The 11,963-nt window shown below is 71.4% G+C and carries 10 protein-coding genes; 8 read left to right on the plus strand and 2 right to left on the minus strand.

Annotated elements, in window-relative coordinates; all coding sequences use genetic code 11:
* The first annotated feature begins 138 nt into the window (after window positions 1-138).
* The 7 genes from ACTMVF_RS38890 to ACTMVF_RS38920 all read left to right on the plus strand — a co-directional run bounded on the left by ACTMVF_RS38890 (window position 139) and on the right by ACTMVF_RS38920 (window position 8,051).
* The gene (locus ACTMVF_RS38890) at window positions 139-525 is read left to right on the plus strand and encodes a hypothetical protein (RefSeq protein ID WP_441275807.1); all 387 of its coding nucleotides are present in this window, start codon (window positions 139-141) and stop codon (window positions 523-525) included.
* 211 nt (window positions 526-736) lie between these two features.
* On the plus strand, window positions 737-2,983 hold the full coding sequence (locus ACTMVF_RS38895; protein ID WP_441275808.1) for an MMPL family transporter: 2,247 nt from the start codon (window positions 737-739) through the stop codon (window positions 2,981-2,983).
* Window positions 2,961-3,566: a GNAT family N-acetyltransferase gene (locus ACTMVF_RS38900; protein ID WP_441275809.1), complete on the plus strand. Its 606-nt coding sequence runs from the start codon at window positions 2,961-2,963 to the stop codon at window positions 3,564-3,566. Before ACTMVF_RS38895 ends, ACTMVF_RS38900 begins: the two co-directional genes overlap by 23 nt.
* Before the next feature lie 35 nt (window positions 3,567-3,601).
* Window positions 3,602-4,180: a hypothetical protein gene (locus tag ACTMVF_RS38905; protein WP_441275810.1), complete on the plus strand. Its 579-nt coding sequence runs from the start codon at window positions 3,602-3,604 to the stop codon at window positions 4,178-4,180.
* Window positions 4,181-4,387: 207 nt separating this feature from the next.
* A complete protein-coding gene (locus ACTMVF_RS38910; protein ID WP_441275811.1) occupies window positions 4,388-4,570 on the plus strand; it encodes a hypothetical protein in 183 nt (60 codons plus the stop codon).
* A 176-nt stretch (window positions 4,571-4,746) separates the two neighbouring features.
* Window positions 4,747-7,806, plus strand: coding sequence for a helix-turn-helix transcriptional regulator (locus ACTMVF_RS38915; RefSeq protein ID WP_441275812.1), 3,060 nt, complete (start codon window positions 4,747-4,749; stop codon window positions 7,804-7,806).
* Window positions 7,807-7,844: 38 nt separating this feature from the next.
* A complete protein-coding gene (locus tag ACTMVF_RS38920) occupies window positions 7,845-8,051 on the plus strand; it encodes a DUF6191 domain-containing protein (RefSeq protein WP_441275813.1) in 207 nt (68 codons plus the stop codon).
* Window positions 8,052-8,061: 10 nt separating this feature from the next.
* Here ACTMVF_RS38920 and ACTMVF_RS38925 read toward each other — a convergent pair whose 3' ends face one another.
* Complete coding sequence (locus ACTMVF_RS38925) at window positions 8,062-9,192, minus strand: PQQ-dependent sugar dehydrogenase (protein WP_441275848.1); 1,131 nt, start codon at window positions 9,190-9,192, stop codon at window positions 8,062-8,064.
* Between the two features lie 490 nt (window positions 9,193-9,682).
* A complete protein-coding gene (locus ACTMVF_RS38930; RefSeq protein WP_441275814.1) occupies window positions 9,683-10,681 on the minus strand; it encodes an aldo/keto reductase in 999 nt (332 codons plus the stop codon).
* Between the two features lie 162 nt (window positions 10,682-10,843).
* On the opposite strand from ACTMVF_RS38930, the gene ACTMVF_RS38935 reads away from it, so the two are divergent.
* Window positions 10,844-11,785, plus strand: coding sequence for a 2-hydroxyacid dehydrogenase (locus ACTMVF_RS38935; protein WP_441275815.1), 942 nt, complete (start codon window positions 10,844-10,846; stop codon window positions 11,783-11,785).
* Window positions 11,786-11,963 lie beyond the last annotated feature (178 nt).

The raw sequence follows: 11,963 nt of genomic DNA on the forward strand, positions 1-11,963 counted from the left end.
CTCGGCCGGACGCTCAAACAATGCACCTGCCCAGGTCGGCGGCGGTGTGCCGCGGCAACGGCTGACCTTCGGAAGCTAGCAGCCCGCTCTGCGGACCCGCATCCGGTTTCTCAGCGCGACGCGCTACGCTCGCCCGCCATGAGTGGACGCGGTGATTCCGAGATATCCGAGACGAGGGAGGACCGGACCGAAGCGCCCGAGGACGAGCGCGTCGAGGAACCGGAGGACGTCGAGGAACCGGAGGATGTCGAGGAACTGGAAGATGTCGAGGACCCCGCGCAGGTGGCGCGGCGGGCCCGCTGGGCGGCTGCTGTCGCCGGGATGCTTCTGGCCCTCGCCGGGCTGTCCGCGTCGGTGATACGGGCCACCGGGTCCGCGCCGGCCCTCGTCCCGGCCGCCTATGCGTGCGGCGCCGCCGTCTGCGCGCTCGCCGCTTTCCTCGGCTCGCGGGGACGTACGCGCCGGGCGCTGTGGCTGCTCGTGACCGGCGTGATGGTGATGGCACTGGGGGATCAGTTCGACTGATGTGAAAGCCGTCACTCACGAACGACAGAGTGGCCGTTACTGTCCTGTGATCTGCCTCCCACTCGTGTGAATAAACCCACGAACGCGGCAAACGATCATTTTCGCCTGCGAGAGTTTGCTTCACATCGCTCACGCGTTCTTTGCGGGCTGTTCACTTCATGAACGACTGTTCCCGGTCAAAGATCCATAAATCGTCCCTGGGAGCTCGTTCGTGGCAGCCCTTGCGCGCTGGTGTGTACAACGCCGCCTCCTCCCCCTCCTGCTGTGGCTCCTGGCCTTCGGCGGGGTGAGCGCGGCCGCCGCCGTCACGGGCTCCGCCTACTCGAACGACTACGAGGTCCCCGGCACCGAGTCGGGCCGCGCCACCCAGCTCCTCGAGGACGGTTTCCCCGGCCTCGGCGGCGACAGTGACACCGTCGTCTGGCACACCGACTCCGGCACGGTCCGCGCCGCCGACGTCGAACAGACCATGACGCGCACCCTGCACGAGATCGCGGACCTGCCCGGCGTCGCGGCCGTGGGCAGCCCGTACGACAAGCAGGGCGCCGCCCAGATCAGCGAGGACGGGCACACGGCGTACGCCACCGTCACCTTCGACGTCGGCGCCGAGACCCTCGACAAGGGTGAGGCGCAGGCCGTGGTGAGCGCGGCCAAGGCCGCCGAGGCCGACGGACTCCAGGTGGAGCTGGGCGGCAGCGCCGTCGGGCTCACCGAGTCGCCGGGCGGGCATCTCGCCGAGGTCGTCGGGGTGGCCGTCGCCGCCCTCGTGCTGTTCCTCGCCTTCGGCTCGCTCGCCGCCTCACTGCTGCCCATCGCCACCGCACTGGTCGGCGTCGGCACCGCGTACGCCGGGATCGTGCTGCTCGGGCACGCCATGACCGTCGCCGACTTCGCACCCATGCTCGGGATGCTCATCGGGCTGGGCGTCGGCATCGACTACGCGCTGTTCATCGTCACCCGGCACCGGCGCGGCCTGAAACGCGGGCTGTCCGTCACCGAGTCGATCACGAACGCCGTGGCGACCACCGGACGCGCGGTCGTGTTCGCGGGTGCCACGGTGTGCATCGCCCTGCTCGGGATGCTGATCCTCCGGCTCGGCTTCCTCAACGGCGTCGCGATAGCCGCGTCCCTGACCGTGGTCCTGACGGTCGCGGCCTCCGTGACCCTGCTGCCCGCCCTGCTGTCCTTCATCGGCATGCGTGCCCTGAGTCGCCGCGAGCGGCGCCGGCTGACGGAGCACGGCCCCGAGCCCGAGCTGCCGACCGGGTTCGCCGCCCGCTGGTCGGCGTTCGTGGAGCGCCACCCCAAGGTGCTCGGCGCCATCGCCCTGGCCGTCATCACGGTCCTCGCACTGCCCACCCTCGGCCTGCGCCTGGGCACCTCCGACCAGGGCAACAACCCCGAGTCCTCCACCACCCGCCAGGCCTACGACCTCCTCGCCGACGGCTTCGGCCCCGGCGTGAACGGCCCCCTCACCCTGGTCACCAAGGTCGACGGCGGCGACGACAAGCTCGCCCTCGACAACCTCGACGCCACCCTGCGCACCACCGAGGGCGTCGCGTCGGTGACCCCGGTGACGTACGACTCCGGCGGCGACACCGCGTATCTCACCGTCGTACCGGAGTCGTCCCCGCAGTCGCAGCAGACCAGTGACCTCGTCGACCGGCTGCGCTCCGAGGTCCTGCCACGCGCCGAGACCGGCACCTCGCTCGATGTGCACGTCGGCGGTATGACGGCCGGCTACGACGACTTCGCCGACGTGATCGTCGGCAAGCTGCCGCTGTTCGTCGGCGTCGTCATCGGCCTGGGCTGTCTGCTGCTCCTGCTGGCCTTCCGGTCCGTCGGCATCCCGCTGAAGGCCGCCGTGATGAACGTGGCCGCGGTCGCCGCCGCGTTCGGCGTCGTCGTCGCGATCTTCCAGTGGGGGTGGGGGAGCGAGCTGCTGGGGCTGGGCCGCGCGGGTCCGATCGAGCCCTTCCTCCCGGTCATCATGGTGTCGGTGCTGTTCGGCCTCTCCATGGACTACCAGGTCTTCCTCGTCAGCCGGATGTACGAGGAGTGGCTGGAGACCGGTGACAACCGGCGGGCCGTCCGGGTCGGCCTCGCCGAGACCAGCCGGGTGATCAACTCCGCCGCGGTCATCATGATCTCGGTGTTCCTCGCCTTCGTCCTCAGCGGCGACCGGGTGATCGCCATGTTCGGCATCGCGCTGGCCGCCGCCGTCGCCCTGGACGCCTTCGTCCTGCGCACACTCCTCGTCCCCGCCCTGATGCACATGCTCGGCGGCGCCAACTGGTGGCTGCCCCGCTGGCTCGACCAGCGCATGCCGCGCATCAGCATCGAGCCGCCCGAGTCCCGTGCCGCCCATGAGAGGCTGGCCGCCGTGACGGACGCCGAGGTGGCGGACGTGCTGGCGGGGGAGGAGCGACAACGGGATGTACGCGATATCGCTGGGTGACGACGGAGCCGAACTGCGGCCCCTTGAGCCATGGCATGCCCAGGAGTTCCTCGCCCACCTGGAGCGGGGGAGGGACTTCATCAACCAGTACGTCCCCTTCGGCTCCAAGGCCGTCGACGTGGACTCCGCGCGCGAGGCACTCCAGCGGTACGCCGACATGCGCGCCGCCGACACCGGATCCCTGCACGGCATCTGGCTGGACGGAAAACTCGTGGGCGGCGTGCTCTTCCTCAACTTCGAGGCGGAGAACGCCAACTGCGAGGTCGGCTGCTGGCTGGAACCCGCGGGCACCGGGCGCGGGCTCGTCACGCGCGCGATGCGCGTGCTCATCGACTTCGCGATCGAGCAGCGCGGCATCCACCGCGTCGAGTGGATCGCCTCCGCCGGGAACACGCCCAGCCTGAACGTGGCCCGGCGCCTCGGCATGACCCGCGACGGCGTGCGGCGGGAGAGCTACCCCTATCGTGGGGTGCGGCACGACCTCGAGGTGTGGTCGATCCTGGCCCCCGAGTGGCGTGAGGCACGCGCGCGTGCCGCCCACAACGACCATGAAGAGTCCTCTCGATCATCACTCGATCATTAAGAGACCTCTCAGACAGCGTCCGTACGGTGCGAGGCATGGGAACGAAGACAGTGGACGAGACCGGCGCCGGCAGCGGCACCGAGGTGAAGACCGACGAGGAGAAGGTGGACGTCGTCAAGACGACCGACGCCACCGGCTCCGCCGACGCCGACCAGGCGACGGAGACCGACGAGACCGAGGAAGAGGTGGCCGCCGAGGCGCCGGAAGAGGGCCCCTCCGGCGTCGGCCAGGGCGCGGGCGCGGTCGTCTCCGCGGCGCTCGGCCTTGTCTCCCTGAGCGGCGGTTGGCTCGGTACGGTCGCCTCGGCGCGGCAGTCCCTCTACGCCCAGCTGGAGTCCTCGACGTCGTCGTCCCAGAACGTCTCCAAGCTCCTTGAGCAGGGCTACGGGGACGCCTGGAACGCCACCGCCCTGTGGGCCGGCGCTTTCGCGCTCGTCGCGCTGATCGTCGGCGTCGTCGTGCTCGCCCGGCCCGCGTTCGGGGCGCCCGGCAAGCCGCAGGCCGTGTGGATCAAGTCGGTCGCCTGGGGCGGCGTCTCGCTGGGCGTCATCGGCCTGCTCCTGGCCGTACTCAAGTACACCGACGTCCTGCTCGGCGTGCCGTCAGTGGGCTGAATCACCGCAGGTCCCGAGGGGCCTCAGGGCTGCCGTAAGCACATCGGACGGCGCTCTGAGGCCCCTTAGGCGTGTCTTGGGCACCCCCCGCCGCCGAAGATGCGGAACTCTCCCGATGTGGCGGACCCGCCTGGGAGACGAAGGTGGAGGCATCGCGACAAGCGAGCCCGACATCCGACTCTCACCAGGAAAAACGAGGGATCCACCATGTACGAGTACGAACTCCAGCAGCTCCGTGCCGCCGAACTGATCCGCCAGGCCGAGCACGAACGCCTGGTCCGCGAGGCCGTCCGCGGCCGCCGCGCCGCGAAGCGCTCCGCTGAGGGCGCGGCGGCCGCGGAGGCGCATACGTGGCGCCTCCGCAGGCATCGGCAGCCACGCGCCGCGTGAAGGCGGGGGAGACGGGGGAGACGGGGCTGAAGGGCGGCGCCGGTCCGCCTGTCTCAGCCTGTCCGGGGGTGCCCCCTCCGGGGGAGTTCGAGGACGAGACCCGTTCAGGGTCGAAGCGGGGGTCTGGGGGCGGCAGCCCCCAGAAAACCGGTGCCGGGCTGTCAGGGGCGCGTGCGATGCTCGGCCCCGTGGAGAGCAGGTCTGTCAGTCCCGTGTTCGTCGGCCGCACAACCGAGTTGGAGACCCTGAACGGCGCCCTCGCCCTTGCCGCCGGAGGCAACCCGCAGGCGTTGATGATCGGCGGTGAGGCCGGGGTCGGCAAGACGCGGCTCGTCGAGGAGTTCACCGCTGCCGCCGACCGCGCGGGCGCCGTCGTCGCGCTCGGCGGCTGTGTGGAGATCGGCGCCGACGGGCTGCCCTTCGCGCCGTTCTCCACCGCGCTACGAGCCCTGCGGCGCGCACTCCCGGGCGAGCTTGCCGACGCGGCCGCAGGGCAGGACGAGGAACTGGCCCGGCTGCTGCCCGAGTTGGGCGATCCGGCACTGTCCCGCGGGACGGACCGGTCCGACGAGGAGGGCATGGCCCGCCTCTTCGAACTCACCGCCCGTCTGCTGGAGCGCGTCGCCACCGGCCGCACGGTCGTCGTCGCCCTGGAGGACCTGCACTGGGCCGACGCCTCCACCCGCCACCTCCTCGCCTATCTCTTCCGCACCCTGCGCACCGGCCGCCTCGTCGTCCTGGCCACCTACCGCTCCGACGACATCCACCGCCGCCACCCGCTGCGTCCGCTCCTCGCCGAACTCGACCGGCTGCGCGCGGTCCGCCGTATCGAAGTCGGCCGCTTCAACCGCGCCGAGGTCGGCCGCCAGATCGCCGGCATCCTCGCCACCGAGCCCGACCCGGCCCAGGTCGACGAGATCTTCGAACGCTCCGACGGCAACGCCTTCTTCGTCGAGGAGCTCGCCGTCGCCGCCCACGAGGGCTGCCGCACCGGCCTCACCGACACCCTGCGCGACCTGCTCCTCGTGCGCGTGGAAGGGCTGCCCGAGGCTGCCCAGCGGGTCGCCCGGATCGTCGCCGAGGGCGGCTCCACCGTCGAGTACCGGCTGCTCGCCGCCGTCGCGGGGCTCGCCGAGGACGACCTCATCGAGGCGCTGCGGGCGGCCGTGAACGCCAACATCCTCATCGCCGCACCCGGCGGCGACGGCTACCGCTTCCGCCACTCCCTGGTCCGCGAGGCCGTCGGCGACGACCTGCTGCCCGGCGAACGCTCCCGCCTCAACCGCCGTTACGCACAGGCCCTGGAGGCCGACCCGACGCTCGTCCCGCCCGACGAGCGCGTCATGCGCCTGGCCAGCTACTGGTACCACGCCCACGACCCGGCCAAGGCCCTGCCCGCCGTCCTGGACGCCTCCGTCGCCGCCCGCCGCAGGCACGCCCACTCCGAGCAACTGCGGCTGCTGGAACGCGCGATGGAGCTGTGGGACTCCGCACCCGAGGACGTCCGGGCCACGCTGCGCCCGGTCGACTACACCGAGGTCTATCCGCCCAGCGGCTGCGATCCCGCGACCACACCCCTGCGCTACCTCGACCTGATGGCCGAGGCCGCCGTCGCCGGACGGCTGTGCGGGGAGCGCGAACGCGCCCTGAAGATCACCAAGCGGGCCCTGCGCCTCCTGGAGGACGAGGGCGGCGATCACCTGCGCGCCGCCTGGTTCTGGGTCCAGCGCTCCCGCCTGGTCGAGGCCCTGGCCCGCGGCGACGGCTGGCAGGAACTCGGCACCGCAAAGGAACTGGTGCGCGGCCTGCCGCCGTCCGAGGTGCACGCGGAGGTGCTGGCCACCACGGCCAACTGGGCGATGCTGCGCGATCCCGGCCCCGAGGCCATGTCGGCCGCCGAGCGCGCCGTCGAGTACGCGCGCATGGTGGGCGCCGAGGACATCGAACTGAACGCCCGCCTCACACTCGGCCAACTCCTGGTCGACGCCGGGCACATCGAGGCCGGACTGGCCCAGATGTACGAGGTCAGGGACGAGGTGACGGCCCGCGGCCTGACCACCGTGGTGGGCCGCAGCCATGTGAACCTCCCGTCCGTCCTGGAAGGCATCGGCCGCTCCGAGGACGCCGTCGGCATCCTGCGCGAGGGCCTGCGCCTCACCCAGGAATGGGGCCTGCGCGACTCCGAGGCGTGGGTCTGGGCGAACCTCGCCAAGTCACTGATCTCCCTCGGCCGCTGGGACGAGGCTGCCGAAGCCGCGGTCAACGCCCAGCAGACGGGGCAGTCGGCCAGGCCGCGCGGCGGCGGCTCCAACAGCCTCGCCCACCTCGCGCTCGCCCGCGGCGACATCGCCGAGGCCGCCCGCCATCTGGCCGCCGGCCGCGCCGCCTACGGCACGCACGACCCCATGCCCCAGAACAGCCTGCGGATGTCCTGCCTCGCCATCGGCACAGCCGCTGCCGAGGGCCGCCTCCTCGACGCCCGCGCAGAGGCCGACCGGGTTCTGAGCGCCGGTTTCCCGCCCGGCAGCCAGCGCTACGCCTGGCCGCTGCTGCTGGCCGCCGCCGTCGTCGAGTCCGACGCCCGCGTCCACGCGCTGCCCGCCGCACAGCAGGGTCGCGCCGCCTACCTGGAACGGCTCTTCGAGGCCACCCGCAAGCTCACCACCGGCGCACCCCTGTGGCTGGCCTACGAGAAGTGGACCCGAGCCGAACTCGCCCGGGCCGAGAACCGGGACACCCCCGACACCTGGTCTGACGTGATCACCGCCTTCGAAGCCCTGGAGCGCCCCTACGACCTCGCCCGGGTCCGCCACCGACTGGCCGAGGCCCTGCTCGCGATCGGTGGCGAGGACGAGCGCGCCCGCGCCACGGAACTGCTCCGTCTGACCCGAGCCACCGCCGTCCACCTCGGTGCCCGCCCGCTCGCCGACGCCGCGACCCACCTGGCCCAGCGAGCCCGCCTCACCCTCACCGCAGCCTCTTCCCCGCCCCCGACCGACCCGGCCGACTCCCTCGGCCTCACCACCCGGGAACGAGACGTCCTGCGCCTGGTCTCCGCCGGCCGCACCAACCGCCAGATCGCCGGGGAACTCTTCATCTCCCCGAAGACGGCCAGCGTGCATGTGTCGAACATCCTGGGGAAGCTCGGCGTCTCAGGGAGGGGCGAGGCGGCCGCGGTGGCACATCGGATGGGGTTGTTTCCGGCCGAAACGCTCAGGTCTGGCACGAGTGGCTGAGGTTTACGCTGTAAAGGACGATGGCCCCGGGAGGCTCCGTGTTCAACGCGTTCGAGGAACTCTTCGCACCCGGCCGCAAACACACCCGCGACGAACAGAACCGTCTGGAACTGACCCGTGAGGACGTCGGCGACAACGACCCCGGGCGCGGACCGATAGATCTCGCGTCCGGGAAGGTGGTCGTACGGCGGCCCGAGCCGTCGGCCGGGGAGGACGACGAGGACCTGGGCGACGGGGAGGCGTGAGGGCGGCTCCTCAGCTCACCTGCACCTCCAGGATTCTGTCGTCCCCGTCCTTCGGGCTGCCCCGGCCGTCCGTGTTGCTCGTCGTCACCCACAGTTTGTCGCCGCCCGCCGACACCACCGTCCGCAGTCGGCCGTGCTCGCTCTCCAGGAAGGCCTGGGGGTCCGCCGATGCCTCCGTGCCGTTCAGAGGGACGCGCCACAGGCGCTGGCCCTTCAGGCCGGCCATCCAGACTGAGCCCTCGGCGTAGGCGATGCCGCTGGGGGAGGCATCGTCCGTGCCCCACTGAGCCAGTGGGTTGTGGTACTGGGCGTCGTCGGACTTGCCCTCGACCTCCGGCCAGCCGTAGTTGTCGCCCGGCTTGATCGCGTTCAGCTCGTCCCAGGTGTCCTGGCCGAACTCCGCGGCGAACAGGCGCTGTTTGGCGTCCCAGGCCAGGCCCTGGACGTTCCGGTGGCCGTACGAGTACACGGGGGAGTCGGGGAAGGGGTTGCCCGGGGCCGGTTCACCTTCCGGCGTCAGGCGCAGGATCTTGCCGCCCGTGGACTCCTTGTCCTGGGACAGGCCCGTGTCGCCGCTCTCGCCCGTGCCCGCGTACAGCATCTTGTCCGGGCCGAAGGCGATCCGGCCGCCGTTGTGGATGAAGCCCTTGGGGATGCCCTTGAAGATCGTGTCGGGGGCGCCCAGTTGTTCGCCGGACGGCTTCTGCTCGTCGTACAGCATCCGGACGATGCGGTTGTCCGAGGCAGAGGTGAAGTACGCGTAGATCATGTGGTCCGAGGCGTAGTCCGGCGACAGGGCCAGGCCCATGAGGCCGCCCTCGCCCGCCGGTGACACCCCCGGCACCTCGCCCAGCTCGGACTTCTTGCCCGTCTCGCCGTCGATCCGCGTGATCGTGGCCTCGTCGCGGGAGGAGACGAGCAGGTCGCCGTCGGGGAGCGGGGCCAGGCCCCAGGGCGTGTGCAGGCCCTCGGCGACCGTGCGCAGCACCTTGACCGAGCCCTGTGCCGGCGGGGTCTCCTCGGTCCGGGACGGCGGCGACCCCGAAGCCGTGGTGCTCGATGCCGCGCTCCCACCCTGCCCCGGTGATCCCCCGTCTTCGGAGGAACAGCCGACCGTCAGCAGGAGCGCGGCCGTGGCCATTGCGGCCGTCACAACTCGACGTTGCACGATCAAGGTCCCTTCGAAGCGGCGGAGTTCTACTTTTCTTACACCGCTCGCGCCTCACAGGTTCCCGATCCATGAACCTTGAATCACCCTCGCCCGGCCTCCGCCCGGCGGCGGGCGCGGACACTGGCCCCCGGCCACGCCTCGCGCGGCCTCCGCCTGGCGCCTCGCGCGGCCTCCGTCTGGCTCTCGCGCGGCCGTCGTCCGGCCCCCGTCCGTCCCAGGCCGGTTCCGCTCCGTCCCGGGAGGTGCCGGACCTGAGCCCGGCGAACGTCGTCCCGGGGCCCCTGTGGCGTCAGTGCCAGGATCGCTTGCAGGATCTCTGCGGGATCAGTCCGGACCCCGACGGCTGTGCCGTCAGCCCAGCCCCCGACAGCTGTGCCGTAAGTCCCGGACCCCGACGGCTGTGCCGTCAGCCCAGCCCTCGACAGCTGTGCCGTCAGTCCAGACCCCGACGGCTGCGACCTCAGTCCCAGGACCCCAGCGCCCGCGGCAGCTCCGCGGCCTCCGTCAGGTCCTCCGCCGTCAGCCGCACCCCCTCTGCCCCGGCGTTCTCGGTCACCCAGCGCTCCTGCTTCGTCCCGGGCACCGGAACCACGTGCCGACCCTGGGCCAGCACCCATGCCAGCGCCACCTGCGCGGGCGTGACCCCGTCCCCGTGCCGGGCGGCTATGCGGCGCAGGCCGGCCACTATCGGCTGGTTCGCCGCCATCATCTCCGCGGTGAAGCGCGGGTGCCGGGCGCGGACGTCGTCCGGTTCGAAGCCCTGGCCCGGGGTCAGCGTGCCCGTGAGGAAGCCGTTGCCCAGCGGCATGGCCGCCAGAAAGCCGACGTCGCGTGCCTCGCACCACGGCAGCAGCGTCTCCAGGGCCTCCGGCGACCACACCGACAGCTCCGCCTGCACGGCGCTCACCGGAAAGACCTGCTGTACCCGCTGCAACTGGCGGATCGTCGCGTCGTGCAGGCGGGTTCCCGAGCGGCGGCCACCCCGCGCACCCATCGCGCACAGCCCCAACGACCGTACTTTTCCGGCCTGGACGAGCTCCGCCATCGCGCCCCACGTCTCCTCGACCGGGACTTCGGGATCCGCGCGGTGCAGTTGGTAGAGGTCGATGACGTCCGTCTGCAGGCGGCGCAGAGAGGCGTCGCAGGCCCGCTTCACATAGCCGGGGCGGCCGTTGGCCACGATGTGCTGTTCGCCCACCAGCAGGCCGACCTTGGTCGACACGAACGCGTCCTGGCGGCGCTCCTTCAATACCCGACCCAGCAGCAACTCGTTGGTGAACGGCCCGTACATGTCAGCCGTGTCCAGCAGCGACGAGCCCAGATCGAGCGCCCGGTGCACCGCCCTGAGCGACTCCTCGCCCCGCTGCCGCGACGAGCTGTACGCCCAGTTCATCGGCATGCACCCGAGCCCGACGGCTCCCACCGCGAGTGCCGCCGCGCCCAACGTCCTGCGCTCCACCTGGCCGTAACCCTCCCTCTTCCGGCACCCCAACCTAACCTCTGCACACCTGTTCGCCTGACCTAGGCCCTTCCAGGGGGCCATGCCGGGGTCGCGGGGTCTGATCAGGAGCCGTTGATTTTCTCCGGCCTGACCCGCCGGGAAGGCCCTAGCCTCCAGGGCATGACTCCTGATGTGTGGCTCCCCATCCCGCCGGAAGAGATCGAGGGCCTCCCCGAGGGCCCGAACTACCGCTTCTGGGACGGCGCCGAGGACTTCCCCGCCGACCCGGCGGAGTGCGCCTTCTACGTCGTCCCTTACATGAAGGCGCCCGCGCTCGGGCAGCGTCCGCTGCCGGAGATGAGCTCGGTGCAGGTCGTGCAGACGCTCTCCGCCGGCATCGACCATGTGGAAGCGGGCCTCAAGCACCTGCGGCCGGGCGTGAAGCTGTGCAACGCGCGCGGGGTGCACGAGGCGAGCACCGCCGAGCTCACCCTCACGCTGATCCTCGCCTCGCTGCGCGGCGTCCCCGACTTCGTTCGGGCGCAGGACAAGGGGGAGTGGCTCGGCGGATTCCGGCCCGCGCTGGCGGACAAGAGTGTCCTCATCGTGGGATACGGCTCGATCGGGGAGGCGATCGAGGACCGGCTCGCACCCTTTGAACTGGCGCGGGTGGCGCGCGTCGCGCGCTCTGAGCGCACCACGGCGCGCGGACCCGTGCATCCGCTCACCGAACTGCCCGCCCTGCTCCCGGAAGCGGACGTCGTCATCCTGTCCACGCCCCTGACGGACGCCACCCGGCACCTGGTCGACGCCGACTTCCTGGCCCGGATGAAGGACGGCGCGCTGCTGGTCAACGTCGCCCGTGGCGCCGTCGTCGACACCAAGGCGCTGCTCGCCGAGCTGGAGACCGGGCGGGTCACCGCCGCCCTGGACGTCACCGACCCCGAGCCGCTGCCCCGGGAACACCCCCTGTGGCGTGCGCCGGGCGTGCTGATCAGCCCGCACGTGGGCGGACCGACATCGGCGTTCCTGCCGCGCGCGAAGAGGTTGCTGGTGGACCAGTTGAGTCGTTATGTGAACCGGGAGCCCTTGCGCAACGTGATCCTTACGACGGGCGCGTAATCCGTTTCGAGCACCCTCCGCAACCCCCCGGAAGCGGTCCGTACTCGCATATGCGCTGGTCGTCACGGAGCGTAGAGGCGCTATGTCCCTGAGTGACGAGACTGGTGTATCGTCCGGACAGGGGTTGCGCCGCGTACGTTCGGCGCCGGGGATGGATATTTCAGATTTGTGAGGGGGG

The organism is Streptomyces sp. SD31 (assembly GCF_052068475.1).
GTDB lineage: Bacteria > Actinomycetota > Actinomycetes > Streptomycetales > Streptomycetaceae > Streptomyces.

Excerpts from the sequence above, each read along its gene's own strand:
- ACTMVF_RS38890 (WP_441275807.1), top strand. The coding sequence starts at position 139 with ATGAGTGGACGCGGTGATTCCGAGATATCCGAGACGAGGGAGGACCGG.
- ACTMVF_RS38900 (WP_441275809.1), top strand. The coding sequence starts at position 2,961 with ATGTACGCGATATCGCTGGGTGACGACGGAGCCGAACTGCGGCCCCTT.
- ACTMVF_RS38905 (WP_441275810.1), top strand. The coding sequence starts at position 3,602 with ATGGGAACGAAGACAGTGGACGAGACCGGCGCCGGCAGCGGCACCGAG.
- ACTMVF_RS38910 (WP_441275811.1), top strand. The coding sequence starts at position 4,388 with ATGTACGAGTACGAACTCCAGCAGCTCCGTGCCGCCGAACTGATCCGC.
- ACTMVF_RS38915 (WP_441275812.1), top strand. The coding sequence starts at position 4,747 with ATGCTCGGCCCCGTGGAGAGCAGGTCTGTCAGTCCCGTGTTCGTCGGC.
- ACTMVF_RS38925 (WP_441275848.1), bottom strand. The coding sequence starts at position 9,192 with ATGGCCACGGCCGCGCTCCTGCTGACGGTCGGCTGTTCCTCCGAAGAC.
- ACTMVF_RS38935 (WP_441275815.1), top strand. The coding sequence starts at position 10,844 with ATGACTCCTGATGTGTGGCTCCCCATCCCGCCGGAAGAGATCGAGGGC.